Here is a 26,910-nt window from a genome sequence, read left to right on the forward strand (position 1 = left end):
TCCGCCTGTCAGCCCGCGGCCCGCGCCACCCGCTCGGCCAGCAGCGCCGCCCCGGCGTCGTCGAGGTGGTCGAGGGCGTACGACGTCGGCCACAGCCCGCCGTCCTCGTCGAGCGCCGCGTCGACGCTGAAGCCGATCGTCGAGTACCGCGCCTTGTCGACGAGTCCGCTGCGGAAGAACACGACGATGCGCCCCTCCTTCGCCCAGCCCGGCTGCCCGTAGTACAGCTTCGGACGCAGCACCGGCGCCGCCTCCGTCACGAGCGCGTGCAGCCGCTCGGCGAGCGCGCGGTCCGGCTCCGGCATCTCGGCGATCTTCTCCTCCTGCGCCACCCGCTCGGCCTCGGCCTTCTCGGCCGCCTTGCCCGCGCGCGCCTCGGCCTTCAACTCGGCCGCCCGCGCCTTCATCGCCGCCTTCTCCTCCGCCGAGAAGCCTGTGTCGTCGCCCATCGCCGTCCCTCCGTCGTGTGCTGCCACGGTAGGCCGTCGCGCGTCGGCGCAGGAAGGGGACGTCGATGCGCCCGCCGCCGCCCCTTCGTGCGGACACCTCCGGCTCGCAGGAATACGTTCGGCTCGCGGAATCCGGCGATTCCTGCGAGCCGAACGCGAGTCGACGAGCCCGAGTTCCGTCGGCCCCGCGAGCGTCGGTTCCCGGAGGGATCTCCGGCGCGCAGAACGACGTTCGGCTCGCGGAATCGGGCCGTTTCCGCGAGCCGAACGCGATTCCACGAGCCGGAGGTCACGGCCGCAGCCCGCCTCGCGTCACTCCACCCGCACCGTGCGCCGCACGTCGACCGCGATCACCACGCCCGTGATCACCATCGACAGCGCGACCGAGCCCGCCGTGTCGCTCAGCCAGTGGTAGCCGAGGTAGAGCCGGCTCACGATCTGCACGACGATCAGCGTCACCGCCACGGCGATCGCGGTCACCGTGAACCAGCGCCGCTGCAGTCTGCTCGCCAGCAGATAGGTCGTGATCAGGAGGAAGTCCGCCGTGCCGAGCACGTGGCCGGAGGGGAACGAGAAGGTGCGGTCGGGCCCGAACAGCATCTCGGCGACGGGCGGCCGCGGGTGCTGCACGAGCGGAGCGATCACCTGCGCGAGGATCACGCCCGTCGCCATGCCGACCAGCAGCAGCAGCGGCCGCCAGAGGTGCTTGGCCAGGATGATCCAGCCGATCAGCACGACGAGCACCACGATCGGCAGCACGATCGGCCCGAACAGCACGGCCAGCGCGATCATGGGCCCGGTCCGGTCGCGCTCGACGCGCGCGTCGAAGAAGTCCTCGACCGGTCCGTCGAGCCGCTCGATCCCGGTCTGCGTGAGCACGCCGAGCAGGATCGCGACGAACGCGACTCCGCCGAGCAGCGTCAGCAGGCCCGCCGTGATCAGGAGGCGGCGCCGGGCGGCCGCGGGGAGCGTGCGCTCCTCGACGACGAACTTCTCGTGCCAGGCCGAGAGCCGGGCCGTCTTCGAGCCGCTCATCGCGGGGTCCGGTCCAAGGAGAACGGGGCGGTGCTGGTGGTCATCGGCGGGCTCCTCGATCGGTGCTCGCGGCGGTGCGGGCACGCCAGTCTGGCGCGCCGCATCGCTCCGGGGCGAGGCTTGCGCGGCGCGGCCCGGGATGCAGGGGCCGCCGCCGGCTCTCGCGCGATCGAGTGGGCGGGTCCATCCTGGGGCGATGATCGACGAGAAGCAGACCCTGCTCCTGTACCTGCAGGAGGGCCGCGACGCCCTGCTGAGCAAGCTCGAGGGTGTGTCGGAGTACGACGCTCGCCGGCCGTTGGTGCCCACGGGCACCAATCTGCTCGGGCTGGTGAAGCACGTCGCGGGCACCGAGGCGGGCTACCTCGGCCTCGTCTTCGGCCGGCCGTTCCCCGAGCGTCTCGCCTGGATGGAGGACGACTCCGAGCCGAACTCCGACATGTGGGCCACGGCCGAGGAGTCGCGCGAGGAGATCGTGGGCCTCTACCGCCGCGTGCACGCCCACTCCGACGCGGTCGTCGCCGCCTTGCCGCTCGACGCCCCGGGCGTCGTGCCCTGGTGGACGAACCGCGACGTGACCCTGCACCGGATCCTCGTGCACATCGCGGTCGAGACCCACCGGCACGCGGGCCACGCCGACATCGTCCGCGAGCTGATCGACGGCCGGGTCGGACTCCGCCGCGAGGGCGACAACCTGCCCGAGGGGGATGCGGCCTGGTGGGCCGCGCACCGCGCGCGGCTCGAGGCGGTGGCGCGCGCGTCGGAGTGACGGTGCGCGCTGATCCGCCTGCAGAAGTAAGGCTGAGGGGCCGGATCCGTCGATCCACGGCCGCATCCGGCCCCTCAGCCTTGCTTCTGGGGGAGAAGCGCTCCCGTCGTCGCGCGACCGGACCGATGCGCAGAGGAGCCTCCAGCGCGCCCCGTCAAGGGGTGGGTCCGCCGGTGGCGGCGTCCTACCGTCGGAGAAGACGGATGCGGGGATCCCGCAGGGCGCACGACCGGGAGGACACCATGCAGAAGCTCTACTACGCCAGCGGATACGTGCTCCTCGGCGACACCATCTGCACGGCGGTCGTGGAGTACGCGCAGGCTCTGGCCAACGTCGGCAAGTCCGACCTCGTCGTCGTGCCGTCGCTGTCGGACGAGGGCATGCTCGGCGAGACGCGGCTGCTGCTGGGCCCGGCGAGCCAGCTCTTCGCGAGCCCCGCGCTCGACCGCGGCGTCGACCTCGACGACCCCGACGCGGTGGAGTCGATGCGCGAGAAGACCCGCCGCCTGCAGCCCGCGCGGCCGCAGGCGCAGCCGGCCGAGATCGACGACGACGACTTCCTCTAGGGCCTGGTGGACACGAGATCGTGTTCACCGGTTCTAGGGCCTACTTCTCGAGTGTCGTGCTCGGGCTCTCGCCGAAGCGGTGCGCGTACGACGCCGAGAAGCGGCCCAGGTGCGCGAAGCCCCAGCGGTGCGCGACCTCGGTGACCGTGACGGTGCCGGAGTCGCTCCCGCGCAGCTCCTTCTGCACCGCGTCGAGGCGGATCCGCCGCAGGTAGTCCAGCGCGGTCATGTCGAACTCGCGGCGGAACTCGCTCTGCAGGGTGCGCAGGCTCATGTCGGCCGCCTGCGCGATCTCCTCGGTGCGGATCGGCAGGTGCGCGTTCTCGTACATGTACTCGACGGCGGTGCGCAGCCGTCCGCTGCGCGGCACGAGGAGGTCGGTCTGCGCGGTGAGGACCGCGTGGGGGAACGTCTCGAGCAGCGCGATCGCCGCCGCGCGATTCGCTTCGCTGCGCAGGAGCGGCGTGCTCTCGTCGGAGTAGATGACGCGCGCGATCGCCGCGACGGTCGCCGACCAGCGCCGCAGCGTCTCCCCGGTCGGGCGCGCGGTGGAGTCGAAGAGCAGCGGACCGCCCTCGACGCCCTCGACGTCCTGGGCGACGCCCTCGAGGTAGGCGCCGTCGAAGTGGATGAGGTTCTGCCGGTAGTCGTGGAACTCGAAGGCGGTCGGCCGGCCGTTCACGAACATCGCGGGCTGCCCGAGCTGCAGCGCGACCGGATCGCCGTCGATGTCGGTGACTCCGGTGCCGGCGGTCAGCCACGAGACGACGTACTCGCCCTCGGTCTGGATGCGGCCCTGCACGGAGCCGCCGAAGTAGCTGCCCCGGAGCGTCACCTCGGAGTCGCCGACGGACGTGTAGCGGTACGCGAAGTCCTCGCCGGGTTCGACGGCGAAGCGGTGGCCGTTGTAGGCCCCCTCGAACATCAGGCGGGCCTCGTCGATGTCGTGGCCGCTGATGTCGGAGCGGACGACGTCGGGGGAGGAGTCGTTCATCCCGAGGAGCGTCCCACGCGGGAGGGCCCCGCGTCGATGCGGAGGAGGGCACAGTTCGTTAAGCGGATAACCGATTCAAGGGCCCGTACGCCCGGGTCATCGCGTGCACCGTCGCACTGCGGAACTCCGAGAGCAGGACGACCGAGTGCCGGTGGCGTCCCTGTACGGCGAGCGAGAAGGCGTCGCCCGAGGCGGAGTCCCACCACGCGTCGACTTCGTCCGCCGGGATCCGGACCGTGCCGTCGTCCTCGCTGAGGACGAGGGCGTCGGGGAGGACGAGGAGCGTGCCGGTCACTCCGTGCACGCGGGAGGAGCAGGTGAAGACCGACTGCGGATCCTCGCGGCCGGCGAGACCCAGGAAGTCGGTGATCTCGACGGTGGGCGCATCGAATGCTGTGCCGGTCATCGTGCTCCCCCTTCTCGAGGCGTCCCCCGGGTCGTTCTCGACGTCACCGGAGGAGGTCATCGTGGCTCAGGCCGCGTTCGTCAGGCCGACGCTCTCGGGCTGCGGTGCGGGCTCCGGGATGACGCGCAGGCCGCGGCCGCTGTTGGCCTCCTCCATCAGCGAGCGGACCCACGTCGGGTTGATCGCGGGCATGCGGCTCCCATTGAACGAGAACTGCAGCGGGATGGCGGGGTGCAGCCACAGGGTCTGGCGTCCGGTGCCGTGGGTGTTCGACGCCTCGATCTGGAACGCGAACGCCTCGTTGCGGCGGAACTTGTTGATCATGACGATCTGCAGGTGCGCGAGGGCGCGGTCGTCGATGTCGTGGGCGGTGGCGGGAGTGCCGTAGAGGAGGGAACCCATGTGCGGAGTCCGTTCTGTGTGATCGCCGCGGTGTCGGCCGCGACTCGTGCGGGGCGTCCCGACGGATCCGTCGGGGGTGGGGAGTTCGGGGGGCGGCGCCTGCTCGGGGGAGCGGCGTCCGTTCGTCGCCCGGGTTCCGGAGTCCGGAGTCGCGGGGCGGTGGCAGGCCGACGGGGATCGCTCGTCCCGCCGTGACACCAAAGTAGGGGAGGGGCAGGGTGCGGTCCCGGTTCCTATCCGCTTTGCGAAACCGTGCTGCGAGCTGCCCGCAGGCGCCTGTGGGGTGCCTCAGCGGAGGGTCTCCGCGCGGCGCCGGGAGCCGCTCAGAACGCGTAGCGGACGCGGCAGTAGGGCAGCTGCTGATGCAGCAGCGCGAGGAAGCGGTCGAGCGCGGCGCGCTTGAGGTCGCGGCGGTAGCGGATGTTCACCGCCCCGTTCTCGGAGACCTTCGACTCCTGCACGCCCGGGGTCCAGAGCAGCTCCTCGGCCTTCGGGTGCCAGCCCGTGTTCACCTCGTGCAGCCGCTCGTTGTGGGTGAGCAGGATCACCTCGGCGGCGAGCTGCGCCTTCGCCCGCGGGTGCAGCGCCGCGTCGAGCTGCTGGAAGAGCTCGGCCCAGTCGCGCTGCCAGGTGGGGGTGAGGATCACGGGCGAGAAGTTGACGTGCACCTCGTAGCCGGCGTCGACGAAGTCGTTGATCGCGGCGATCCGCTCGGCGATCGGTGAGGTGCGGATGTCGGTGACCTTGGCCGTCTCGGCGGGCATCAGCGAGAAGCGGATGCGCGTGCGGCCGAGCGGATCCCACTCGAGGAGGTCGCGGTTGACGTACTTCGTCGCGAACGAGGCCTTGGCGGTCGGGGACATGCGGAACAGCTCGCAGAGGTCGCGCACGTTCTCGCTGAGCATCGCGTCGACCGAGCAGTCGCTGTTCTCGCCGATGTCGTAGACCCACGAGTCGGGGTCGCACTGGTTGCCCTCGGTCTTGGGGCCCTGCTTGGCGATGTGGCGGGCGAGGTGCCGCTGGATCTGCTCGATGTTGGTGAAGACGGTGACGGGATTGCTGTAGCCCTTCCTCCGCGGCACGTAGCAGTAGACGCACGCCATCGCGCAGCCGTTGGCGTGCGACGGCGCGATGAAGTCGGCGGAGCGGCCGTTCGGACGCGTGACCAGCGACTTCTTGACACCCAGCACGAGCGCCTCGGTCTTGATCCGCACCCAGCGCGCCACGTTGGTCTCGTCGCCGTGCACCTCGGGGATCATCCAGTGCGACTCGACCGGCACGATCTCGGCGCCGGGCCAGCGCGCGACGATCTCCTGCCCTCGCGGCTGCTCGAGCGCCGCCGGCTCGGCGTAGATGCGCCGCACGTCGAGCAGCGTGCGTTCCCGGGTCGCGGACATGAGTCCGTTCTACCGGCGACCTCCGACATCGAGCACTCGGCGGCCCCTTCGTCCGTCGACGACGCCCGCAGTAGAGTCCCTCGCATGAGCGACACCGTCGAGCCCGCGGCCGACCTCCCCGCCGATCTTCCGGCGGACCTCGTCGCCGCGATCGCGAGGGTCGAGGAGGCGCTCGCCGCGATGGCCGCCGGCGACGCCGATCCGTACCGCCGCTGCTGGGCCGACATCGACGACTCCACCCTCTACGGCGCGTTCGGCACGATCGAGCGAGGCAGCGCCGCCATCGACGAGACCCTGGGCTGGGTCGCGAGCCGCTTCGCCGACGGCGAGCTGCGCCCGCGCTACGACGTCGTGCACGCCTCCGGCGACCTCGCCTACACGGTCGGCCGCGAGCTCGGCTCGACCCGCCTCGACGGCGGCGAGCCGCGCCCGCTCGTCATCCGCGTCACCCACGTCTACCGCCGCTTCGACGGCCGCGGCTGGAAGCTCGTGCACCGCCACGGCGACCACCCGCCCCGGCTCGAGCGCTGACCACCGCCCGCGTCGCGCAGGATGGGGGCATGGACTCGACCGCCGACTGGTACCGCCGGGCCGCCCGCGAGCTCGCGCAGACGTCCGAGCTGCAGGTGGGCTGGGCTCTCGAGGTGGCCGGGCGCGACGACTTGCTCGCGCTGATCGACGAGCTGCCGCGCGCGCACCGCCAGCCCTCCCTCCTCTTCTCGGTCGCCCGGTACCTGGGCGCGCCGACGGAGGCGTTCGCCGACTGGCTCGTCGCCGAGTGGCCGCGCGTCGCACCGGTCGCAGCCGAGCGCCTCACCCAGACGAACGAGGCGCTGCGGTGCGCGCCGCTGGTCGCCGCCCTCGAGCGGATCACCGCGCCGGACGAGCCGATCGCGCTGATCGAGATCGGCGCCTCCGCGGGTCTCTGCCTCGCTCCGGAGCGCTACTCCTACGCCTTCGCGACCGGCGAGAGCATCGTGCGCCTGGGCTCGGGCGGCCCGCTGCTCGAGTGCACCGTGACCGGCGGTTCCGCGCCCGCGCGCCTCCCGCTCGTGGCGTGGCGCCGCGGACTCGACCTGCGGCCCCTCGATGTGCGCTCGGCCGACGACCGCGCGTGGCTCGAGGCGCTGCTGCCGCCGGACCGGCCGGAGCGGACCGCGCGGCTGCGCGAGGCCGTCGAGGTGCTGCGGGAGGATCCTCCGCCGATCGTCGCCGGCGACGCCGCCGACGCGCTGCCCGCCCTGCTCGCGCAGGTGCCGCGAGGGATGCGCGCCGTCGTCGTCTCGCTCGGCACGCTGGTCTACCTCCCGCGTCCGGCCCGCGAGCGCGTGCTCGACGCGGTCGCGGCGCGCGGGGCGAGCCTCGTCACCCTCGAGGCGGAGTCGCTGCTCGCGCACCTCGTCGCGCCCCGCGCCGCTCTCGCCGCTCCCGAGCCGACGCCGTTCCTGCTCGCCGCCGACGGCGTCCCGCTTGCGTGCGCGACCCCGCACGGCGGCCGCCTGTCCTGGCTGACCTGACCGCCGCTCTTCATCACTCCGCAAGAATCGTCGTACTCGAGCCCGAGTACGACGAATTTCGCGGAGTCGATCGAGGCGCGGAGGGCGACGCAGTCCAGTCCTCAAGAATTGTCGTAGCCGAGCGCGAGTACGACGAATTTCGCGGACTGGGCGGAGGTGCGAGGGACGGCCGCATTCGAGTCCTCAGGAGTTGTCGTACTCGAGCCCGAGTACGACGACTTCCGAGGAGTCGGCGCCGCTACAGCGCGTCGACGAACATCTGCGTCGCCTGCGGCACGTACGACGCGTTCGTCGCCGGGTCCCAGCCGACCAGCGCGACGACGTTCCCGCCGACCCGCGCCGTGATCCCGACCAGCGTGAACGGGCTCGAGCCCACCGCGCCGGTGACGGTCCAGCCGACCGACTCGTCGGTCCCGGTCGTCGCCGGCACCGTCTGCGCGACCGTCGTCTGCACCGGCACACCCTCCATCGCGAACAGCGCCGAGCCGCTCGCGCACCGCTCGAGGGCGCCCTTCGCGTCGGCCACCAGGGCGGAGGCGGCGGTCGGGTCGGCCGCGCTCGCCACGACCGAGGTCATCGAGCGGTCGTTGCTCGTGCCGTACTGCACGGTCGAGCCCGGTGACGCCGTGTCCCAGCCCAGCCCGAAGGGCGAGAGGCAGCTCGCGTCCGTCGCGGTCAGCCCCGGGTAGATCGAGTCGAGCATCTCCTGGATGCTCGCGTACTGGTCCGGGACGAACTGGATGCCGGTGAACACGGCCGCCAGCTCGGGCTCGCCCAGCTGAGCGGTGGCCACCGGGGCCGCGGGGGCGGCGGCCGTCGGCGTGAGGGTCGGGATGGGCTTCGGCGTGCTGACCTCGCCCACCGTCCCGCCTCCGCCCGCGCATCCGGTCAGTGCGAGCAGCAGTGCTCCTGCCAGTGCGATCCCTGCGGTCGTCCGCCTCATCGTGTCCCCCGATCACTCCGCCACGGCCTGTCGCCGGGCGCGTCACCTCGACGCTAACAGCAGCCGCCCGCCCGGACGGAGTTGTCCGGGCGGGCGGTCGGCCCCCGTCCCGGTCACGCGCGCGGGATGACCACCGAGACGCTCGCGCGCGAGCCGCCCGAGACGGCCGTGACCGTGCCGGTGGCCGCGGCGATCGAGCTCTTGCCCGTGCGGAACACCTTGGTCACCGTGGCGCCCGGGGCGACCGCGGCCGAGGACGCCGTCCCGTAGGGCGTCACGACGGTCAGATCGGCGGCCGCGCGGCCGGTGTTCGTCGCCGTCACCGTGACGACGACCTTCCCGAGGATCACCCGCGAGGTCGCCTTCGCCGTGACGGAGGCACCGGGCACGACGCTCGCTCCGGCCAGCGCCGTCGTCACCCCGTCGACGCGCGCGGTGACCGAGACGGTGCCGGCGGTGGAGCCGGTGCGGATCCGGGGGAGCGCGGCGACGCCGTCGGCGCCTGACAGCACCGCGGCGGTCGTCGCTCCGCTCTCGAAGGCCGCCGGCCCGGTGATCGCGAAGCCGACCGAGCGGCCCGCGAGGGCGCGACCGGAGGAGTCGCGCACCAGCACGGACTGCGCGAGGTCGCGCGTCGTCGCGGTCGGCACGCTCTGCAGCGTCCCGCGCGCCTCTGCCGAGGCCGCGAGGGCGATGCCGTTGACCTCGATCTCGGCCACGCCCGTGGATCCGCCGTACTCGCCGGCGCCCCACGCCGTGAACACGAGCCGCAGCGCCGTCGTGGTCACCGGAGCGAACGCCGCGCGGTTCAGCACGTCGCGCTCGCGGCCGGGAGCCGCTCCGCTCACGGGAGTCCAGACGTCGCCGACCAGGTGCTCGACCCGCCACGACCGCGCGGGGATCAGACCGCGTCCGTCGGCGTCGGCCGCGTCGCTCGCGAAGAGCACCGAGGCGCTGTCGACGGTCACGGCGCTCGGCCAGCGCAGCTCGACGTGCTGATCTCCGACCCGGGGCCACGAGCCCCAGATCGTCGAGGCGGCGCCGTCGGCGACCGCTCCGACCGAGGTCCACGGCGAGGTGTACGAGGCGCTCGTCGACGAGGCGAGTGGAGCGATGTCGCCGACGTAGTCGGTGCACGGAACGGTCACGGTGACCGTCGCGGTGCGGGTGAGCTCGTCGATCCGGTCGACCCGCACCGACATGCCGGAGTTGAGCACCGCGTTCTCGCCCGCGAGCACGAACTCGTTCGCCTCGCTCGCGTCACCCGGACGCTCGAGCAGGTCGCCGGCGTACGGCTGGCCCGGGTTCGAGCGCAGGATCTGCACGCCTGAGACGTCGCGGCGCACCTGGAAGGGGCTCGTGTACGCGCCGCCGTCGGACGTCGTGTCGGCGCGGTCGTTGTACTGCGCCCAGTAGCGGATGCCCGCGTCCTGCGGGTCGTTCCAGGTGAGCGCGCGCCGCCCGGCGGGTCCGGCTCCGAGGGTGTCGAGGGTCGTGGTGCGGGGTGCGCCGCAGACGGGCTGGCGGGTGTTCGGCAGCGTGCCCAGGCGCGCCAGCGACGGGGACGACAGCGGCAGGAACGACCAGGAGTCGCCCATCACGTCCGTCCGGTTGCCGTACTCCTCGCGGCGGCAGTCCGCGGGCAGCGGGGTGGAGGCGTAGTCGCGGGTCGTCGCGCAGTTCACGCTGTAGGCGTGCGGCAGCGAGAGGTTGTGGCCGAGCTCGTGCGCGAGGAAGTAGGCGTCCGGTCCGGGCTGGAACGCGCGTCCGCCGTCGTCGGGATCGCCGGGCTGCTCGCCGTTGGCCCAGTTCGGGCACGGGTCGCCCTCGGGCACCATGGCGACCAGGTGCTTGCCCGGTCCGCGCTGCCAGCCGGTCCTCTGAGCGATCCAGTCCTGCAGCCCGCCCGTGTTCGTGCAGCCGATCGGCTGGTCGACGACCTGCCAGTCGACGACCTGGTCGAGCTCGAAGCGGATCGCCCCACCGGTCTCGCGGGAGTAGAACCGGTCGACGAGGTCGAGGGCGCGGACGGCGTCGGCGGTCGTGTACCCACCCGGGACGGTGCCCTGCGGAGCGACGAGCGCGATCGTCACCCGGTGCGTCTGCACCTGGGCGCGCGCCGGGATGTCGACGTCGATGAAGTCGGCGTCGAGGGCGAGGGCGGCCTGCTGCGTCGTCGCGTCCGCCTCCGGCTCGATCACGGTGGGCTCGGCGTCCGGAGCCGCGACGGGGCGGTCGGGAGCGGGAGCGGCGGGAGCGGGGGCGGGCGCGGCGGGGGCCACCGGAGCGGCCGCCGCCGGAGCCGCGGCGGATCCGCCGGCGACGAGGCCGGAGGCCAGCAGCAGTCCGGTGAGCGCTCCGGGGAGCAGGGCGTGTCGTCGTCGCATGGTCGTCCTCTGGGTCGGTCCTCGCTGAGTGCCCTGAGCGGCAGTGGCGGAGGCATGAGCTCCCGCCGACCTCCTCGCCGCTGAGGAGTCGGCTGACGTTACCGTGAACATCCGCGCAGGAACGGGCGGATGTCCCTCCGCGGCGGCCCCTTTCCGGGTGGGGTCCAGAAATGCGGGAGGCCGGGGGCGCACCCCGGCCTCCCACGTCGATCAGATCTCGGTGTGGCCCAGATCCGCCGCGTCCAGCAGCCGGATCTCGGTCTCGGCGAACGCCTCGAGCTCGAGCACGACGACCTCGTTCCACCCCGCCCGCGTCACCGGCGACGGCACGATCAGCGTGCGCTGGGGTCCGCGCCGCCAGTAGCGGCCGAGCAGGAACCCGTTCACCCAGACCAGGCCCTTGCCCCAGTGCAGCGTGTCGACGAAGAGGTCGGACGGAGCATCGAGCTCGAACGACCCCGAGGCGAGCGAGGGCCCGGCGGCGAAGCCCTCCGCGGCCCCGGCGAGCGAGGGCAGGCGTGACACGTCGAGCGCGCGGGCCGTCCATCCGGTGAGGGGTGCCCCGTCGAGCTCGACTCCGCCGATCAGTCCCTTGTGCTCGCCGATCCGCACGCCGTAGTTCACGCGCCCCTGGTTCTCGACGAGGATCGCGAGCGCCCCGCGGCCCCGGGGCAGCGTCAGCGCGCGCTCGTGGTTGTCGCGCGCGAGCACGCCCACGGGCGAGCCGTCGAGCAGCACCCAGGCGCGGTCGCGCACCTCCTCACCGACGACCAGGCGGGCGGGGGCGTCGGAGGAGTCGAGCACGGTCTCGAAGAGCACGAAGCCGTCGGCGTGGCCGAGCTCGTCGAACGACGCCATCGCCTCGAGCGCGGTCGCCTCGCCGAAGGCGTCGAGCCCGAGCAGAGCGGGGCCGGGGAGCAGCGGCGCGGTGAGCGCGGGCGACGGCGTCCGCGGGGCGGGAACCTCCTCCGGCACCGGTGCGTAGCGCGCGATGACCTCGCGGAACGCCCAGAACTTGTCGGTCGGGTGCCCCGCCTCGTCCAGCGGGGCGTCGTAGTCGTAGCTCGTGGTGATCGCGGCGTAGCGGCCCTTGTCGTTCGCTCCGCTGGTCAGGCCGAAGTTCGTGCCGCCGTGGAGCATGTAGATGTTCACGGAGCCGCCCACCGCGAGGAGCGCGTCGAGCTCGCGGGCCGAGGCGTCGGCGTCCGTCGTGTGGTGCTGGGTGCCCCAGTCGTCGAACCAGCCGCACCAGAACTCCATGCACATCAGCGGGCCGGTCGGCTGGAACTCGCGCAGCGTCGCGAGGCGCTCGGGCGTGCGCGAGCCGAACGAGCCGGTCAGGTGCAGGCCGGGGAGGCTGCCGTCGGCGAGCATCTGCGGCGTCGGCTGGTCGATGGTCGTGAGCGGCACGGTGACTCCGGCGTCGCGCGTGACGCGGACGAGCTCGGCGAGGTACTCCTTGTCGGAGCCGTACGCTCCGTACTCGTTCTCGATCTGCACCAGGACGACCGGCCCGCCCCGGTCGATCTGCCGCGGCGCGACGATCGCGTAGACCTCTCGGAGGTACTCGCTCACCGCGGCGACGTAGTGCGGCTCGGACCGGCGGACGCCCACCTCGGGGTCGCGGAACAGCCAGGCCGGGAGCCCGCCGTTGTCCCACTCCGCGCAGATGTAGGGGCCGGGGCGCACGATCGCGTGCATGCCCTCGGCGGCGACGAGGTCGAGGAAGTGGCCGAGGTCGAGGCCGCCCTCGGCGCGGAAGGAGCCGCGGACCGGCTCGTGCGCGTTCCAGGCGACGTAGGTCTCGATGGTGTTCAGGCCCATCAGCCTCGCCTTGCGGATGCGGTCGGCCCAGAGGTCGGGGTGCACCCGGAAGTAGTGCAGCGCGCCGGACAGGATCCGGTGCGGCCGTCCGTCGAGCTCGAAGTCGGTGGCGCCGATGGCGAAGCGGCTCTCGGGTGCGGTGGTCATGATCATCCCTCGGATCAGGAGAAGCGGGTGGTACGCGAGGAGGCCGGCCGGAGCGATCCGGCCGGCCTCCCAGGGGGTCTGCGACTACTCGGAGACCGTGAAGCCCTGCTCGTTGCCGTACTGCACGAGCTTGCTCTGCCAGTCGGCCAGGCCGTCGTCCAGGCTGGTGCCGTTGGCGTAGGCCTGTCCGACAGTGTCGCCGAAGACGCTGTTCGCGTAGACCTGGTAGGGCAGGTACGACCAGCCGGGGCGGACGTCCTCGGAGGCCTGGGTCAGCACCTCGTTGATCTTCTGGCCGCCGAAGTACTCCGACTCGGCCGAGACGAACTCGGGGTCGGTCAGGTCGGCGGTGGTCGACGGGAATCCGCCGCTCTCGAGGAACACGTCGACCGAGGCCGGGTCGCTGTTCAGCCAGCGCAGGAACGCGGCCGCGAGGGCCGGGTTCTCGCTCTGCGAGGTGACCGACTGGCCGCCTCCGCCGTTCTCGGCGCTGACGGGGGTGCCGTCGTAGGTCGGGATCGGCGCGACGGCCCAGTCACCCGAGGCGTCGGCGACGCTGGACTCGAGCACGCCGGGCATCCAGGCGCCGGTGATCAGCGAGGCGATCGATCCGTCGCCCAGGCCCTTGTACCACTCGTCTCCCCAGCCGGGGGTGTCCGAGAGCAGGCCCTTCTCGACGAGCTGGTTCCAGACGCCCGTCCACTTCTTGGTGCCCTCGTCGGCGACGTCGACGGTGATGTCGGTGCCCTCGAACTGGAAGGGCTGGCCGCCGGCCTGCCAGATCATGCTGGTCGCGAAGCCCGCGTCGCCGGTGTCGGCGGTGATGTACTTCGTGGGGTCGGCGGTGTGCAGCTTCTCTGCCGCGGCGACGTACTCGTCCCACGTGGTCGGCACGGCGATGCCGTACTGGTCGAAGACCGTCTTGTTGTAGAACATGGCCATGGGGCCCGAGTCCTGGGGGAGGCCGACGAGCTTGCCGTCGACGTTCACGCTGCCCCAGGTGGAGGCGCTGAACTTGTCCTCGAGGTCGCCGAGGCCGTACTGCGAGAGGTCGAGCAGCGAGTCCGATAGGGCGAACTGCGGCATGGCGTAGTACTCGATCTGCACGACGTCGGGAGCGCCCGAGCCGGCCTTGATCGCGTTCTGGAGCTTGGTGTACTCCTCGGTGTTCGTGCCGGCGTTGACCAGCTCGACGTCGACCTCGGGGTAGGCCTCCTCGAACGCGGCGACCTGCGCCTCGGCGCTGGGGGTCCAGCTCCAGTACGTGATCTTTCCGCCGGCCTCGAGGGCGGCGTCGAGGTCGGCCGCGGTGCCGCCCTCGGCGCTGGTGCCGCCGTTCCCGCCGGGGGAGGGGGCGGAGCAGGCGGCCAGCGAGCCGGCGGCCAGGGCGGCCGCGGCGGCCACGGTCAGGGTCCGCCGGAGGGCGGAGCTCGTGAACTTCATAGGGGGGGATCCCTTCACTTCTTCGTGCTGCGGGTGGTGGCGGCCGGCGCGGGTGCTCCGGCTGCAGGGGGGAGGTCGGAGGGCGTCAGCCCTTGACGCTGCCGGCGCTCAGCCCGGACTGCCAGAAGCGCTGGAGTCCGAGGAAGGCGACGACGATGGGGATGATCGTGAGCAGCGAGCCCGTGATCACCAGGTTGTAGATCGGCTGCGCGCTGACGCCGGTGGCCTGGGCGTTCCACTGGTTCAGGCCCACGGTGAGCGGGTACCACGAGGGGTCGCTCAGCATGATCAGCGGCAGGAAGTAGTTGTTCCAGGTCGCGACGACCGAGAACAGCAGCACCGTCACGATGCCCGGCGCCAGGAGGCGGATCGAGATCGTGAAGAAGGTGCGGAACTCGCCCGCGCCGTCCATCCGCGCCGCTTCGAGCAGCTCGGTGGGCACCGACTCCACCGCGTAGACCCAGACCAGGTAGAGGCCGAAGGGGCTGATCAGCGAGGGGATGATGATCGCCCACGGGGTGTTCGTCAGGCCCAGCTGGCTGAACATGAGGAACGTCGGGACGGCCAGGGCGGTGCCCGGCACGGCGATCGCTCCGAGGACCACCGCGAAGACCGCCTTGCGGCCGGCGAAGCGGAACTTCGCGAGGCCGTAGCCGGCGAGCGTGGCGAGCAGCGTCGCTCCTCCGGCGCCGACGACGACGTAGAGGAGGGTGTTGCCGAGCCAGCGGAGGAAGATGCCGTCGCGGTAGGTCAGCGTCTCGGCGATGTTCTGGAAGAAGACGAAGTCGCCGTCGAACCAGAGCCCGAAGCTCGAGAGCAGCCCGGCCTGCGTCTTGGTCGCGTTGATGACCAGCCAGGCCAGCGGCACGAGGCTGTAGAGGATGAACGCCGACATCAGCAGGGTGAAGGCGATCGACTTCTTCGGGTGGACGGAGGATCCGCGGCGGGGAGCGCGGCGGACGCGGGAGGCGGTCGGGCGGGAGGCGGTCGTGACGGCCATCAGTTCTCCTTGCGCGCGCCGCGGAGCTGGACCACGTAGGCGATGATCGCGGTGATCACGCCCATCACGATCGCGACCGTGGCCGACGCGTTGTACTGCTGACCGGCGAAGGACAGGTTGTAGGCGTACATGTTCGGCGTGAAGTAGGTGGTGATGATGTTCGGCGCCAGCGTCCGGAGGATGTTGGGCTCGTTGAACAGCTGGAAGCTGCCGATGATCGAGAAGATCGTGGCGATGACGATCGCGCCGCGCAGGGCGGGCAGCTTGATCGAGCGGATGACGCGCATCGGGCCGGCTCCGTCGATCTCGGCGGCCTCGTAGAGCTCGCCGGGGATCGTCTTGAGCGCGGAGTAGAAGATCAGCATGTTGTAGCCGACGAACTCCCACGTCACGATGTTGCCGATCGAGACGAGGATCCAGTCGCGCGAGAACGGAGCGACGACATCGGAGCCGAGCAGGTCGTTGACGTTCGCCGCGAGGCCGAAGTTGTCGCCGTAGATGAAGCCCCACATCAGGACCGCGACGACGGCCGGGACCGCGTAGGGGAGGAACACGACGATGCGGAAGAAGCCGGTGCCGTGCAGGCGGCCGCTGTCGATCGCGAGGGCGGCGACGAGGGCGAGCACCAGCATGACCGGCACCTGGACCGCCAGGAACAGGACGACGCGGACGAAGCCCTCCCAGAAGTTCGCGTCGCCCAGCAGCGTCAGGTAGTTGTCGAGGCCGACGAAGGCGGTGCCGCCGACGAGCTGCTCGCGGAACAGGCTGAGGTAGATCGAGTAGATCACCGGAGCGATGAAGACGAGCAGGAAGACGACCAGGAAGGGGGCCACGAAGGCCAGGCCCTTCCACTCGCTCTTCGCTCGCGAGCGCGGCACCTGCTTCAGCGGCGCCGCAGGAGGGTCGACCTCGCGCAGGGGGACGGGTGGAGACGTCGTCGTCATCAGTGACTTCCGTTCGATTTCGGCCACGGTGGGGGAGGCGGCGTGTTCACGTCAACATGGCAGATCGCCACCGTATCATGTTCACGTCAACACGTTCAGTATCGATCGGATCACGGTGGTTTCCCGCATGGGGGCCCCTGGCCGCCCCGATTATGTTCGGCGACGCGCTATAAACGAGGGACCATGGCATCCGACGCGACTCCGACGACGAGCACCGCCCCGCGTCGCCGCGGGCCCTCCATGGCCGACGTCGCCCGGCTCGCGAAGGTGTCCGGCCAGACCGTCTCGCGCGTGTCGAACGGGCGGTCGAACGTCGACGGCGAGACCCGCGAACGGGTCCTCCAGGCGATGCGCCAGGTCGGCTACCGCCCCAACAGCGCCGCCAGAGCCCTGCGCACCGGCCGCTTCCACAGCATCGGCGTGATCATGTTCACGCTGTCCTCCTTCGGCAACATGCGCACCCTCGATGCGATCGCCGTCGCCGCGGCCGACGCGGGCTACTCCATCACCCTCATCCCGGTGCCGCACCCGACGCAGGGCGAGGTCTCGGTCGCGTTCCACCGGCTGAGCGAGGAGGCCGTCGACGGGGTCATCATCATCGTCGAGGCGCACCTGCTCGACGAGGCCGACATCGTGCTGCCGCCCGAGCTGCCGGTCGTCGTCGTCGACTCCGCCGGCGACGACAAGCACTCGGTGATCGACACCGACCAGATGTCGGGCGCCCGCCAGGCCGTCGAGCACCTGCTCGACCTCGGGCACCGCACCGTGCACCACATCTCGGGCCCGCCGCGCTCCTACTCGGCCGAGCGCCGCCGCGAGGCGTGGGAGGCGACGCTGCGCACCCGCGGCGCGAAGGTGCCCGAGGCGCTCGTCGGCGACTGGTCCAGCGCCTCGGGCCACCGACTGGGCGTCGAGCTCGCCGCCGACCCCGCGGTGACCGCGATCTTCGCCGCGAACGACCAGATGGCCCTCGGAGTGCTGCGCGCCCTGCACGAGGCGGGACGCGCTGTCCCGGGCGAGGTCAGCGTCGTCGGCTTCGACGACATGGAGGAGTCGGCGAGCTTCTGGCCGCCGCTCACCACGGTGCGCCAGTCGTTCGCCGACACCGGCCGCCGCTCCGTCGACATGCTGCTGCGCGAGCTCGAGACGGGCGAGCGCACCGGAGCGACGCTCGTCCCGACGGGCCTCGTCGTCCGCGCCAGCACGGGGCCGGCCCCGGCCTGAGGCCGTCGCTCCCGGTCCGCCCGCGCCGAGTCGCCCGGAAGGGCGCGTGCCGGCGGCGTGTCGGGAGCCCTTCCGGGCGACTCGGCGACGTGCGGTCTCGGCGCCGTCAAGGGGACCGGGCGCGCGGTGCGCGCGTCGGTACTGTGGACGTCGTCCCGGTCGAGCGGCCGGGCGAGACGATACGGGAGAAGAACATGTCGGTCGGTCTGCTCGCGGTGGTCGATGACATCCTCACCGCCGCCCTGAAAGCCAGCGCCAAGACCGCGGGAGTCGTCATCGACGACGCGGCCGTCACTCCGCAGTACGTGCAGGGCCTGACGCCGGCGCGCGAGCTGCCCGTCGTGTGGAAGATCTCGCTGGGCAGCCTGTTCAACAAGTTCGTCATCATCATCCCGCTGGCGCTGCTGCTGTCGGCGTTCGCGCCGGGGGTGCTGCCGTTCCTGCTCATCATCGGAGGCGCGTTCCTCTGCTTCGAGGGCGCCGAGAAGGTGTCGGAGTGGTTCGGACTGCACCACGCCGCCGCCGAGACCGAGGCGCGCGACGAGAAGAAGCTGGTCTTCGGCGCGATCCGGACCGACCTCATCCTGAGCACCGAGATCATGCTGATCGCGCTCGACGGGCTCGACCCCGACTTCGGATTCGGGCCCACGCTCGGAGCGCTCGCGATCATCGGCCTCGGCATGACCGCGCTGGTCTACGGTGCCGTGGCGCTGCTGGTGAAGATCGACGACGTGGGCCTGGGGATGATGAAGAACCCTTCGCGCGGAGTCCGTCGCGCCGGTGTCCGCATCGTCGCGTCGATGCCGTTCGTGTTCCGCGTGATCAGCATCATCGGCACCCTCGCGATGCTGTGGGTCGGCGGGCACCTCGTGATCGCGAACCTGGCCGAGACCTTCTGGCACGGACCCTACGACCTGGTGCACGTCGTGACCCACGCGGTCGAGGCGGCCGGCCCGGTCGTCGTGTGGCTGGCCGACACCTTCGTCTCGATGATCTTCGGCCTCGTGCTCGGAGCGATCATCGTCGCGATCATCACGGGCGTCTCGGCGCTGCGCCGCAAGGGCGCGCCGGCGCCGTCGGCGCACTGAGCGCGGGCGGCCGCCGCGGCCTCCTCTGCTGATCGAGCAGTGCGCGGATCGAGATCCGCGATGTCCTGGGGTGGGTGGGTCTCGATACGCCCCGCGGGGCTACTCGACCCGCGACGGCGCGGAACCTCGGCCGAGAGTGCTGCTCAGCCGCGATGGTGGCTGCCGGGTGCTCCTGGCTGACGTTCTGCGGCGGCCGTCGTCAGTGAGGAGGGGCGGCCGACGTCGTCCGCGACGCGGCCCGCCGGTCATCCGTCACGAACGGCCGACCGGGAAACTCCGGGGCGGCCCTCCTCGACGAATCACTCGGCGGTTCGCCGGCGATGCTCGCGTGCCGCCCCGCCAGGCTCCTTGACCGGCAGAGAGACGACGTGACCGCCCCCGCCCCGAAGGGCGGAGGCGGTCACAGGTGGTGCGGCGGCCGGAGCGTCAGCCGCAGTCGCGGGCCGTGTAGGCCGCGGGGACGACCGTCGTCACGGTCTTCCCGTCGACCACGGCGGTCGCGGTGACGGACGCCTGGCCCGCGGCGACCGAGACGGCCCGCGTCGAGAACGCGGCGACCGCGCTCTTGCCGGGGGCGACTCCGGTGAACTGCTTCGAGCCCCACGACGAGGCCGAGGTCAGCGACACCGGCACGGCCGAGTCGTTGCGCGCGGTCACCGTCAGCGTCACCTTGCCGGCGATGCAGCGCGTGGACGCCGTCACCGTGAGGGCGAGCGCGGCGGGCTGCCGCAGCTCCACGGTGACCCGGGTGGTGCTGGTCCGCGAGCCGTCGGCCGACGTCACCGTGACGGTGCCGACTCCGTTGGTCGCGGTGCTGGGCTGGGTCACGCGGACGGTCGCGGCCGAGTCGGTCGCGACGGCGGTGAGCACCGGAATCCGCGTGCCCTCGACGACGACCGCGTAGTCGGTGCGCGCCGGGTCGAAGCCGGCCACGCCGACTCCGTCGACGCGCAGGGCGCCGAGCGTGCTCACCGAGGCGGGCACGGCCACCTTGTCGGCCGCGTCGAACAGCTGCACCTCGGACACGATCATGTGCGTGTTGGCGTAGGCGTTCATCACGACGCGGAAGGCGGTCGCGGTGACCGGGGCGAACGACGCGGTGTACGTCGGGGCTCCGCCGGCGGGGGACTCGACGGGCTGCGCCGTCTCCCAGCCGGGGACCGACGTCCAGACGCCGTCGACTCCGCGCGCCTGCAGCTGGATGGTCTGCGCCCAGCTGTTGGTGCCGTCGCGGTAGAACTGCACGCTCGCCTTCTCGACCTGCTTCGCGGCCGGGAAGGTGTAGGTCAGCGTGCTCTGGGTCGCCTTGTTCGACGCGACCCAGTTCGACCAGCCCTTGTCGCCGAGCACGCCGTTGCGGGTGCGCTCGGGTCCGTAGCCCGACTCCGACGACGACGCGGTCGCGACGATGCCGGCGTCCGGGTTGAAGTTCCGCGGCGTTCCCGCGGTGACGAGCACCGTGAGGGTCGCGGGCAGCGTCGCTCCGTCGGCGGTCGCCGTGCCCGTGATCCGGACGGATCCGGTCTGCGCGAGCGAGGCGGTGGTCAGCGGGGTCCAGTCCCACGTGACCGGCACCGGGAAGGTGTTGGTCGAGGCTCCGACGCGGGCCGGGACGGTGGTGGGTGCGGCGGCGCGGACGGCACTGGTGGAGGCTCCGCTGGCGACCGTCACCGACACGGGGTCGGTGGCGGTGAGTCCGCCCACGTCGACGAGCGCCGTGACGGCGATCGACTGCCCGTAGAGGTCGGTCGCGGTGCCGGGCACCTCGACGCGGCCGGCGGTGCCCCACGCGGAGGACGCCGGCTGCTGCCAGGTCACCGCGACGGGTGCGCCCGCGCCCCACTGGTACTGCGGGGTCACGGAGGCGGGCAGGGTCGGCGCGACGCCCACCGTGGTGCGCACCGGGACCGTCTGGGTCGCGAGCGGCGCGAGGTCGCGCAGCTGCCACGACTGGTTCGCTCCGCCGTTCGAGCCGTAGACGCCCACCGTGGTGTTCTCGGCGGTCGACTGGCCGTTGACGTCGAGCGAGAGCCCGAGCGCCTCGTTGACGAGGGTGTAGCGGACGCCGTCGGTCGTGTTCACGATCCAGCGGGTCGCGGGGGCGGCCTTCGCGGCGGCGACGGAGACGCTCCGCAGGTCGGTGCCGGCGCTGGTCGCTCCGAGCACGCGTCCGTCGGCGTTCTCGAGGACGACGCGGCGGGTGGCCTCGCGCTCGCCGGCCGGCACCTCGTGCACGGTCCAGGTCTGCTTGGCGGCGGTGGCGGAGTCGGTCGCGACCGTCGTGATCGCGGTCGACGAGGTCGTCGCGGTGAGCGCCTTGCTGCTCTGCGTGCCGACCAGCTGGTAGTCGTGGCCGTCGCGCAGGGCGGGGGCGTTCTCGGCGACGCCCGAGACTCCGTCGATCGAGAAGGTGGTGACCGACTTGGCGGGCACCGTGACGGTCGCGGTGCGAGCCTCGCGGTCGATCACGACGGGGGCCTTCTCGACGAGTGCGTTGCCGGTGGGCGCTGCGGCCGAGGCGGCCTGGGTCGTGACGTACGGAGTGACCGACGCGCCCGCGGCGATCGTGCCGAAGCGCGAGAGGTCGAGGGTGACGGTGCGCTCGGCGGTGGTGGTGTTGGTGTGCACGACGGTCGCTCCGGAGCCGTCCGCGCGGGTGGCGGCGGTGGTCGCGGCGTCGTCGACGGCGATCAGGTGGTCGCCCTCCTGGATGAACTTGGTGAAGTTGCGGATCGTGTTGAACTTCGAGTTCGTCTCGACGCCGCAGACGGGAGCCTTGGTCGAGTCGCCACCGGCGTCCGCGACGCGGCGCACCGACTTCCAGACCTCGGCCCCGCCCTCCTGGTAAGGCTTGCAGTCGAGGTCGATGAACACCGATCCCCAGTTGAGGTTCTCGCCCTTGGGCGGAGCCTTCTCCATGTTGTAGTAGTCCTCGACGGGCTGCCAGAGCACCCACGCCTTCGGCTCGAGCTCGCGGAGGTCGTCGGTGATGCGGCCGGCGATGCCGAGGCCGTTCTCGATGCTGGTGGGGTTCCAGCCCTGGACCCAGTTGCCCTCGATCTCGCTCATCCACAGGTCCTTGTCGGCCTGCTTGGCGAGGTCGCGGACCGCGAGGCGGTCGCCGGTGCCGTAGGTGTGGACGTTCATCCGGTCGACGAGATCACGGGCGGACTGCGGGTAGGCGGCCCAGTTGGTCTTGAAGATGCTGGGGTTGGTCTCGTCCATGGCGGCGATGCCGGCGTCGGAGTCGGATGCGGCCAGGGCGGCGGCGACGTCGGGGAGCAGGCTCACCTGGGCCGCGGGGCCCATGTGCATGCCCTCCTGGCGACCGCCGGTGGGGACGCCGTTGGTGAGGGTGGTGCCCCAGTAGTTCGTGTTCGGCTCGTTGAACGGGTCGAGGGTGTCGAACTCGATGCCGTACTCGGCCTCCATCCGCTCGGTGACGGTGGCCAGGTACTCGGCGAACTTCGCCTCGGCGGCGGGCTTCAGCTGCTCGCTGGTGGCGTTGAAGCCGCCCGAGACGTAGCCGCTCTCGGTCATGAAGTACGGGGCGGAGTTGGCGAACGACTCCCAGTGCGTGATCTGCTGCTCGGCGGCGAGCTTCTCGACCCACCAGCGCTGCGTCTCGTCGGCGGTGAAGTCGTAGGAGGCGGGATCGGCCGGATCCCACTTCGCGAGCAGGGCGTCGCGATCGGCGAGGTTCGTGGAGGTGCCGCCGTAGACGGACGCGTCGCCGGTGGGGTTCTTCGCCCACCAGCCCTCGACCGCGCCGCCGGGGCGGAGGTAGTCCTTCACGTCGGAGGCGTTGCCGCCGCCGATGTTGTAGCGCGCGATGTTGAGGTCGAGGCCCTCCTCGCCGAACACCTTCTGGTACAGGTCCTCGCGGAGGGCCTCGGGGTAGTTCCCGGTGGCGTTCGCGAACCAGACGAGGCTGGTGCCCCATCCCTCGTAGGCCTCTCCGGAGTAGGCGGGGTTCGGGGTGATGCGGACCCCGTCCGCGGCCTCGGCGGGAGCGGCCGCCGTGGGGAGGGCGAGCACCGCCCCGGCGGCCAGTGCGGCACTCGTGGCGAGCGCGGCGAGTCGTCTAACGGACATCGACATTGATGCTGTCTCTCTTTCGCCAGTGAAAAGCGGCGCGTGTTCGCGTGAACACGTCCGGACGGCCCACGCTACATGTTGACGTCACCATGCGGAAGGCGGGCGGGTGCCGGGATCGCCGACGGGGGCGCGACTCCGGTTCCGACTGCGCGAGATGCCACTTCGGTACAGGTGCTCCGGCGTGTCGCGTACCGGAGTGGCATCTCGCGGGAGGCGGGCGGGGTCAGGGGTGCTCGGGCGGGTCGCAGGGCTCCGCGGCGGGGTCGACGTGGTGGACCAGCACGGTGTGGCCGACGTGGGCGAGGCCGAGCTCGAGGAAGTCGCGCACGTGGGCGTCGGCGAGGGCGTACGAGGCGGTGCGGCCCTCGCGGCGCACCTCGACCACGCGGTGCGAGCGGAGGAGCCGCAGCGCGTGCGAGGTGGCGGACGGGCTCAGCCCGCTGCGCTCCGAGAGCTCGCCGACGCGCAGGGGGCCGCCCAGCAGGGCGAGCAGGATCCGCATCCGGCCCGGGTCGCCGAGCAGGCCGAACACGTCGGCGAGGTCGGCGACGGCGGCATCGGAGGGGAGTCCGGTCACGACTGCTCCCTCCGGGTCGGGTCCCGTCGCCCCGGGCTCAGATCGCATGCGCCTGCTCCGGGAACTCCTCCGGCTCGCACTGGATCGTCGCGTGGGCGACTCCGTGATCCTCCCGCAGAACGGCGAGCACCGCGCTGAGCACCTCGCGGTAGTCGGCGTCGGGAGCGACCACGATGTGGCCGCTGGCGCTCTCCATGCCGGACGTGATGGTCCAGACGTGCAGGTCGTGCAGCGCGAGCACTCCGGGCACGGCGCGGACGTCGCGCTCGATCGCGTCGACGTCGAGGTGCGCCGGCGCCGACTCCATCAGGATGCCCAGCGCCTGCCGGGTCAGCGACCAGGTGCGCGGCAGGATCAGCAGCCCGATCAGCACGCCGACCACCGGATCCGCCCAGGCCCAGCCGGTCGTGAGCAGCACGATCGCGGCCACGATCACTCCGACCGAGCCGAGCGCGTCGCCGAGCACCTCGAGCGAGGCTCCGCGGAGGGTGATGCTCTCCTTCGCGCCGGCCGAGAGCAGGCGCAGGCTCACCAGGTTGACCAGGAGTCCGACGATCGCCGTGAGGAGAAGAGGCAGCCCGGGGACTGCGGGCGGCTCGGCGAAGCGGCGCACGGCCTCGACGATCACGAAGGCCGCGACGCCGAAGAGGAGGAGCCCGTTGGCCAGCGCGGCGAGGACCTCGAGGCGGTAGGAGCCGTAGGTGCGGCCGCGGGCGGCCGGGCGGGCGGCGAGCGAGATCGCGGCGAGGGACATGCCCAGGGCGATCACGTCGGTGCCCATGTGCGCGGCGTCCGAGAGCAGGGCGAGGGAGCCGGTGCGAACGCCGACGACGAACTCGACGACCATGAACGCGGCGGTGAGGACGAAGGCCGCGAGGAGGGGGCCGCGGTGGCGCGCGGCGGCGGATCCGCTCGCTGCTGATCCGCTCGCCGCGGGGACGTGGGAGTGCCCGGCGCCCACGGTCAGGCCGCTCCTGAATGCCTGTTCATATGAACAGTCTTGCACATGTCGCTGATGTCAGCGGAGGGACGGACCGTCCCAGAGGGTCTCGAGCGGGTCCTCGCGGTCGACGCCGTCGAGGTGCTCCCGATGGCGCCGCTCGGCCTCCGCGGCGGAGATCTCGCCGCGCTCCTCGGAGGCGCGGATCGCGGCGGCGCGACCGCCGTCGCGGGTGAGGAACGGATCGGCGGGAGTCGCGCGGCGCACTCCGTCACGGCGGTCGAACGAGCGAGCGCTGATGCCGGCGACGGTGCCGGAGGAGGCGAGCAGGGCGAGGGCGACGGCGTCCGCGGCCCGCCAGGCCGCGGCACTGGAGCGGCGCTCGACGGACACGGGTCCCTCCGCCGTCTCGAGGGTCAGCTGCTCGACCTCGGGGAGCAGGTGCAGGATCCGCACCGCCGCGTCGAGGGTCTCGGCGGGCACCGACTCGACCGAGCCCGAGAACCGGGGCGACCAGTCGTCGTCGGTCGGGAGGTGGGGCCGCCACTCGTCCATCGCTCGTCCTCTCCGCTCCGCACGCCCAGGGGAGGACGGCACCGGGGTGTCGGGTGCTCTATACGGGCGAATGTATCCGAACGGTTCACCGATGTCACGATCCCGCGCGCGATCAGGGCTTCTTCCCCCCACAGCTGGGGCGACCCGGCCGGGGGGTGGCTCACCTCGGGGTGAGTGCGACGTCGGAGGGGTGGTGGCGGCTCGCAGAACATGAGCTGAGGGAGGGGGATATCGGCTGTCAGACGTCAGGGGTCACTCCGGGCTGACGTTCTGCCCCGAGGAGCGGCGGTCTCTGCGCCGGTCGTGTCGCTGTGAGGCGGGCGGGGGTCAGCGGTTGTCGCGGCGGAACCGGGCCTCGCGGCTCGCGAGGTGGATCCCGAAGCCCGCGATCCCGACGGCGAAGGCCGCGAGTGCGCCGAGGAAGGCGATCTCGATCCCCGCGCCGACGGCGAAGGCCGAGGCCAGGAGGGCGAGGGCGGCGACCGCGATGACGACCAGGCCGGTGATCTCACCGGCTCCGGCGCCCGAGGAGGGGCTGTGCTCGTTCGTCATGCCGCCAGCCTGCGGGGCGGGAGCGCCCGGCGCAAGGACCCCGAGGCGGCACCCGGGTGAACAGCGGGCCGCTCCCTCCGGGCGACCTGTCGGGAAGTGCGGGCGCTGAGCCGCGCGGAGCGCGGGCGGGTGCCTGCGGTGCGGTGCCTGGTCGATCCACGTGCCCCGGGGTGACCCCGGAGAGGACGGTGCAGCTCGTGCATCGTCCGCCTCGCCCGGAGGGAGCGGTGCCGCCCAGCCTAGGCTGGTGCGGGGGGTTCGCATGCGGGGTCGGGACGTGCTCGTCGAGGCGCTCGTGCACGCGTTCCTCGGGGCGGAGTGGACGCACGACGCCCTGCGCGCCGCGGCGGCCGACTCCCTCGGCATCCGTCGGCGCTGGCTCGGACCGCTCGTGACGCGCGTGCTCGTCGCGTTCCCGCATCCTCCGGTCGACGCTCCTCGCGAGCTCGGGCGCTGCATCGCGGCGCTGCTGCCGGACCGGGCGCAGCCCGTCGTCGCGCACCTCGCGCCGGTGGCGGCGAGAGCGGCCGAGTCCTCGTCGCCGGTGCCGCGGATCGACGGGATCGCCGATCTCGCCGCGCTGCTCGGGTTGAGCGTCGACGCCCTGGACGGGCTCGCCGACGCGGGGTCCTGGAACCGTCGGGCTCCGGAGGGGCGGCTGCAGCACTACGACCACGTCTGGCGGGAACGGCCGGGCCGCGTCGCGCGCCTGCTCGAGATGCCGCGCGGTCGGCTGCGCGCGGTGCAGCGCACGGTGCTGGACGAGATCGTGGGCCTGGCGCCGGTGCATCCCGCCGCGCACGGGTTCGTGCCGGGTCGGAGCGCGATCACCGGGGCGGCGGAGCACGTCGGCAGCGCGGTCGTCGTGACGCTGGATCTGCAGCGGTTCTTCGCGCAGGTGACGGCGCCGCGGGTGTTCGGGCTGCTGCGTCGCGAGGGGCTGCCGGAGGCGGTCGCGTACACGCTGACGGGGCTCTGCACGCACGAGGTGCCGGTCGCGGTGCTGCGGCGGCTGCCCGAGGGTGGGTCCCCGGAGGAGCGCGCGGGGCTGCGGCGGGCGCTGACGCTGCCGCACCTGCCGCAGGGCGCGCCGACGTCGCCGGCGCTCGCGAACCTGGCGCTGCGGCGCCTGGACGCGCGGCTCACGGGGTACGCCGAGGCGGCCGGCGCGCGCTACACCCGGTACGCCGACGACCTCGCGTTCAGCGGCGACGAGAGCTTCGCGCGGCGTGCCGAGGCGTTCACGCGCGGGGTGCAGCGGGTGGTGGAGGACGCGGGGTACGCGGTGAATCCGCGGAAGACGCGGATCCGGCGGGCGTCGGTGCGGCAGAGCGTGACCGGAGTGGTGGTGAACGCCCGGCCGAACGTGCGGCGGGCCGACGTGGACCGGCTGCACGCGATCCTGCACAACTGCGCCGTGCACGGGCCGGCGGGGCAGAACCGCGCGGGGGTGGGGGACTTCCGGGCGCATCTGCTGGGGCGGATCGCGTGGGTGGCGGCGGTGAATCCGGTTCGTGGGGCTGCGCTGCGGGCGGTGTTCGATCGGATCGAGTGGGGGTGAGGGGCGCGCTGCGCTGCCCGTAGCGTACGGCCGTTGCACGGTGGTCGGGCCCACCGTCGGGTGCGGGAGCAGCGCCGGCGCGCAGGTGAGGT

At 72.3% G+C, this 26,910-nt stretch carries 24 protein-coding genes; 7 read left to right on the plus strand and 17 right to left on the minus strand.

Annotated features, from left to right (window positions below; translation table 11 throughout):
* Positions 1 to 8 precede the first annotated feature (8 nt).
* A complete protein-coding gene (locus ASF48_RS01560) occupies positions 9 to 449 on the minus strand; it encodes a hypothetical protein (protein ID WP_055785346.1) in 441 nt (146 codons plus the stop codon).
* A 312-nt stretch (positions 450 to 761) separates the two neighbouring features.
* Positions 762 to 1,484 (minus strand): phosphatase PAP2 family protein, encoded by a 723-nt coding sequence (locus ASF48_RS01565; protein WP_055785349.1) that lies wholly within the window; start codon positions 1,482 to 1,484, stop codon positions 762 to 764.
* Between the two features lie 196 nt (positions 1,485 to 1,680).
* Between ASF48_RS01565 and ASF48_RS01570 the strand changes: the two genes are divergently transcribed.
* Together ASF48_RS01570 and ASF48_RS01575 are read left to right on the plus strand one after the other, a co-directional pair.
* A complete protein-coding gene (locus ASF48_RS01570; RefSeq protein ID WP_055785353.1) occupies positions 1,681 to 2,253 on the plus strand; it encodes a DinB family protein in 573 nt (190 codons plus the stop codon).
* 203 nt (positions 2,254 to 2,456) lie between these two features.
* Positions 2,457 to 2,819: a hypothetical protein gene (locus tag ASF48_RS01575; protein WP_055785356.1), complete on the plus strand. Its 363-nt coding sequence runs from the start codon at positions 2,457 to 2,459 to the stop codon at positions 2,817 to 2,819.
* A gap of 40 nt (positions 2,820 to 2,859) precedes the next feature.
* Here ASF48_RS01575 and ASF48_RS01580 read toward each other — a convergent pair whose 3' ends face one another.
* The 4 genes from ASF48_RS01580 to ASF48_RS01595 form a co-directional block, all read right to left on the minus strand.
* Entirely contained in the window at positions 2,860 to 3,813 is a 954-nt protein-coding gene (locus ASF48_RS01580) for a helix-turn-helix transcriptional regulator (RefSeq protein WP_055785360.1), read from the minus strand.
* Positions 3,814 to 3,871: 58 nt separating this feature from the next.
* Positions 3,872 to 4,219, minus strand: coding sequence for a hypothetical protein (locus ASF48_RS01585; protein ID WP_055785364.1), 348 nt, complete (start codon positions 4,217 to 4,219; stop codon positions 3,872 to 3,874).
* Positions 4,220 to 4,285: 66 nt separating this feature from the next.
* Positions 4,286 to 4,621, minus strand: coding sequence for a DUF7882 family protein (locus ASF48_RS01590; protein ID WP_055785367.1), 336 nt, complete (start codon positions 4,619 to 4,621; stop codon positions 4,286 to 4,288).
* Between the two features lie 323 nt (positions 4,622 to 4,944).
* Complete coding sequence (locus ASF48_RS01595) at positions 4,945 to 6,018, minus strand: spore photoproduct lyase family protein (protein ID WP_055785370.1); 1,074 nt, start codon at positions 6,016 to 6,018, stop codon at positions 4,945 to 4,947.
* Between the two features lie 84 nt (positions 6,019 to 6,102).
* Here ASF48_RS01595 and ASF48_RS01600 point away from each other — a divergent pair, with 84 nt between their 5' ends.
* Together ASF48_RS01600 and ASF48_RS01605 are read left to right on the plus strand one after the other, a co-directional pair.
* Positions 6,103 to 6,549, plus strand: a complete 447-nt coding sequence (locus tag ASF48_RS01600; protein ID WP_055785375.1) for a YybH family protein — start codon at positions 6,103 to 6,105, stop codon at positions 6,547 to 6,549.
* A 29-nt stretch (positions 6,550 to 6,578) separates the two neighbouring features.
* On the plus strand, positions 6,579 to 7,535 hold the full coding sequence (locus ASF48_RS01605; RefSeq protein WP_055785378.1) for a DUF2332 family protein: 957 nt from the start codon (positions 6,579 to 6,581) through the stop codon (positions 7,533 to 7,535).
* A 238-nt stretch (positions 7,536 to 7,773) separates the two neighbouring features.
* On the opposite strand, the gene ASF48_RS01610 is transcribed toward ASF48_RS01605, so the two are convergent.
* The 6 genes from ASF48_RS01610 to ASF48_RS01635 form a co-directional block, all read right to left on the minus strand.
* The gene (locus ASF48_RS01610) at positions 7,774 to 8,478 is read right to left on the minus strand and encodes a hypothetical protein (RefSeq protein WP_157603011.1); all 705 of its coding nucleotides are present in this window, start codon (positions 8,476 to 8,478) and stop codon (positions 7,774 to 7,776) included.
* 113 nt (positions 8,479 to 8,591) lie between these two features.
* Positions 8,592 to 10,865 carry an Ig-like domain-containing protein gene (locus tag ASF48_RS01615; RefSeq protein WP_055785384.1) on the minus strand — a complete coding sequence of 758 codons (2,274 nt, stop codon included), beginning with the start codon at positions 10,863 to 10,865 and terminating at the stop codon, positions 8,592 to 8,594.
* Between the two features lie 210 nt (positions 10,866 to 11,075).
* A complete protein-coding gene (locus ASF48_RS01620) occupies positions 11,076 to 12,836 on the minus strand; it encodes a glycoside hydrolase family 35 protein (RefSeq protein ID WP_055788735.1) in 1,761 nt (586 codons plus the stop codon).
* Positions 12,837 to 12,920: 84 nt separating this feature from the next.
* Positions 12,921 to 14,279, minus strand: a complete 1,359-nt coding sequence (locus tag ASF48_RS01625) for an ABC transporter substrate-binding protein (RefSeq protein ID WP_055785388.1) — start codon at positions 14,277 to 14,279, stop codon at positions 12,921 to 12,923.
* 85 nt (positions 14,280 to 14,364) lie between these two features.
* A complete protein-coding gene (locus ASF48_RS01630; protein ID WP_055785392.1) occupies positions 14,365 to 15,279 on the minus strand; it encodes a carbohydrate ABC transporter permease in 915 nt (304 codons plus the stop codon).
* Positions 15,279 to 16,223, minus strand: a complete 945-nt coding sequence (locus ASF48_RS01635; protein WP_055785395.1) for a carbohydrate ABC transporter permease — start codon at positions 16,221 to 16,223, stop codon at positions 15,279 to 15,281. The genes ASF48_RS01630 and ASF48_RS01635 overlap by 1 nt, the downstream gene beginning before the upstream one ends.
* A 183-nt stretch (positions 16,224 to 16,406) precedes the next feature.
* On the opposite strand from ASF48_RS01635, the gene ASF48_RS01640 reads away from it, so the two are divergent.
* Together ASF48_RS01640 and ASF48_RS01645 are read left to right on the plus strand one after the other, a co-directional pair.
* Positions 16,407 to 17,447: a LacI family DNA-binding transcriptional regulator gene (locus ASF48_RS01640; RefSeq protein ID WP_055785399.1), complete on the plus strand. Its 1,041-nt coding sequence runs from the start codon at positions 16,407 to 16,409 to the stop codon at positions 17,445 to 17,447.
* 194 nt (positions 17,448 to 17,641) lie between these two features.
* A complete protein-coding gene (locus ASF48_RS01645) occupies positions 17,642 to 18,535 on the plus strand; it encodes a DUF808 domain-containing protein (RefSeq protein WP_055785402.1) in 894 nt (297 codons plus the stop codon).
* Between the two features lie 426 nt (positions 18,536 to 18,961).
* Here ASF48_RS01645 and ASF48_RS18830 read toward each other — a convergent pair whose 3' ends face one another.
* The 5 genes from ASF48_RS18830 to ASF48_RS01670 all read right to left on the minus strand — a co-directional run bounded on the left by ASF48_RS18830 (position 18,962) and on the right by ASF48_RS01670 (position 25,257).
* On the minus strand, positions 18,962 to 22,630 hold the full coding sequence (locus tag ASF48_RS18830; protein ID WP_162238013.1) for an RICIN domain-containing protein: 3,669 nt from the start codon (positions 22,628 to 22,630) through the stop codon (positions 18,962 to 18,964).
* A 226-nt stretch (positions 22,631 to 22,856) separates the two neighbouring features.
* Entirely contained in the window at positions 22,857 to 23,210 is a 354-nt protein-coding gene (locus ASF48_RS01655; protein WP_056867379.1) for an ArsR/SmtB family transcription factor, read from the minus strand.
* A 37-nt stretch (positions 23,211 to 23,247) separates the two neighbouring features.
* The gene (locus ASF48_RS01660) at positions 23,248 to 24,171 is read right to left on the minus strand and encodes a cation diffusion facilitator family transporter (protein ID WP_055785411.1); all 924 of its coding nucleotides are present in this window, start codon (positions 24,169 to 24,171) and stop codon (positions 23,248 to 23,250) included.
* A gap of 57 nt (positions 24,172 to 24,228) precedes the next feature.
* Positions 24,229 to 24,705 carry a hypothetical protein gene (locus ASF48_RS01665; protein ID WP_055785414.1) on the minus strand — a complete coding sequence of 159 codons (477 nt, stop codon included), beginning with the start codon at positions 24,703 to 24,705 and terminating at the stop codon, positions 24,229 to 24,231.
* Positions 24,706 to 25,032: 327 nt separating this feature from the next.
* On the minus strand, positions 25,033 to 25,257 hold the full coding sequence (locus ASF48_RS01670; protein WP_055785417.1) for a hypothetical protein: 225 nt from the start codon (positions 25,255 to 25,257) through the stop codon (positions 25,033 to 25,035).
* 262 nt (positions 25,258 to 25,519) lie between these two features.
* Between ASF48_RS01670 and ASF48_RS01675 the strand changes: the two genes are divergently transcribed.
* Complete coding sequence (locus ASF48_RS01675) at positions 25,520 to 26,818, plus strand: reverse transcriptase family protein (protein WP_082480914.1); 1,299 nt, start codon at positions 25,520 to 25,522, stop codon at positions 26,816 to 26,818.
* Positions 26,819 to 26,910 lie beyond the last annotated feature (92 nt).

This window comes from Rathayibacter sp. Leaf299 (genome assembly GCF_001423055.1).
Classification (GTDB): Bacteria; Actinomycetota; Actinomycetes; order Actinomycetales; family Microbacteriaceae; genus Rathayibacter; species Rathayibacter caricis.

What these genes read in the sequence shown, in the direction of transcription:
- ASF48_RS01635 (WP_055785395.1), bottom strand. Translation starts at nt 16,223, where the DNA reads ATGACGACGACGTCTCCACCCGTCCCCCTGCGCGAGGTCGACCCTCCT.
- ASF48_RS01665 (WP_055785414.1), bottom strand. Translation starts at nt 24,705, where the DNA reads ATGGACGAGTGGCGGCCCCACCTCCCGACCGACGACGACTGGTCGCCC.
- ASF48_RS01590 (WP_055785367.1), bottom strand. Translation starts at nt 4,621, where the DNA reads ATGGGTTCCCTCCTCTACGGCACTCCCGCCACCGCCCACGACATCGAC.
- ASF48_RS18830 (WP_162238013.1), bottom strand. Translation starts at nt 22,630, where the DNA reads ATGTCCGTTAGACGACTCGCCGCGCTCGCCACGAGTGCCGCACTGGCC.
- ASF48_RS01625 (WP_055785388.1), bottom strand. Translation starts at nt 14,279, where the DNA reads ATGAAGTTCACGAGCTCCGCCCTCCGGCGGACCCTGACCGTGGCCGCC.
- ASF48_RS01610 (WP_157603011.1), bottom strand. Translation starts at nt 8,478, where the DNA reads ATGAGGCGGACGACCGCAGGGATCGCACTGGCAGGAGCACTGCTGCTC.
- ASF48_RS01570 (WP_055785353.1), top strand. Translation starts at nt 1,681, where the DNA reads ATGATCGACGAGAAGCAGACCCTGCTCCTGTACCTGCAGGAGGGCCGC.
- ASF48_RS01605 (WP_055785378.1), top strand. Translation starts at nt 6,579, where the DNA reads ATGGACTCGACCGCCGACTGGTACCGCCGGGCCGCCCGCGAGCTCGCG.
- ASF48_RS01615 (WP_055785384.1), bottom strand. Translation starts at nt 10,865, where the DNA reads ATGCGACGACGACACGCCCTGCTCCCCGGAGCGCTCACCGGACTGCTG.
- ASF48_RS01640 (WP_055785399.1), top strand. Translation starts at nt 16,407, where the DNA reads ATGGCATCCGACGCGACTCCGACGACGAGCACCGCCCCGCGTCGCCGC.
- ASF48_RS01620 (WP_055788735.1), bottom strand. Translation starts at nt 12,836, where the DNA reads ATGACCACCGCACCCGAGAGCCGCTTCGCCATCGGCGCCACCGACTTC.
- ASF48_RS01600 (WP_055785375.1), top strand. Translation starts at nt 6,103, where the DNA reads ATGAGCGACACCGTCGAGCCCGCGGCCGACCTCCCCGCCGATCTTCCG.
- ASF48_RS01645 (WP_055785402.1), top strand. Translation starts at nt 17,642, where the DNA reads ATGTCGGTCGGTCTGCTCGCGGTGGTCGATGACATCCTCACCGCCGCC.
- ASF48_RS01580 (WP_055785360.1), bottom strand. Translation starts at nt 3,813, where the DNA reads ATGAACGACTCCTCCCCCGACGTCGTCCGCTCCGACATCAGCGGCCAC.
- ASF48_RS01595 (WP_055785370.1), bottom strand. Translation starts at nt 6,018, where the DNA reads ATGTCCGCGACCCGGGAACGCACGCTGCTCGACGTGCGGCGCATCTAC.
- ASF48_RS01675 (WP_082480914.1), top strand. Translation starts at nt 25,520, where the DNA reads ATGCGGGGTCGGGACGTGCTCGTCGAGGCGCTCGTGCACGCGTTCCTC.
- ASF48_RS01560 (WP_055785346.1), bottom strand. Translation starts at nt 449, where the DNA reads ATGGGCGACGACACAGGCTTCTCGGCGGAGGAGAAGGCGGCGATGAAG.
- ASF48_RS01575 (WP_055785356.1), top strand. Translation starts at nt 2,457, where the DNA reads ATGCGGGGATCCCGCAGGGCGCACGACCGGGAGGACACCATGCAGAAG.
- ASF48_RS01670 (WP_055785417.1), bottom strand. Translation starts at nt 25,257, where the DNA reads ATGACGAACGAGCACAGCCCCTCCTCGGGCGCCGGAGCCGGTGAGATC.
- ASF48_RS01585 (WP_055785364.1), bottom strand. Translation starts at nt 4,219, where the DNA reads ATGACCGGCACAGCATTCGATGCGCCCACCGTCGAGATCACCGACTTC.
- ASF48_RS01565 (WP_055785349.1), bottom strand. Translation starts at nt 1,484, where the DNA reads ATGAGCGGCTCGAAGACGGCCCGGCTCTCGGCCTGGCACGAGAAGTTC.
- ASF48_RS01630 (WP_055785392.1), bottom strand. Translation starts at nt 15,279, where the DNA reads ATGGCCGTCACGACCGCCTCCCGCCCGACCGCCTCCCGCGTCCGCCGC.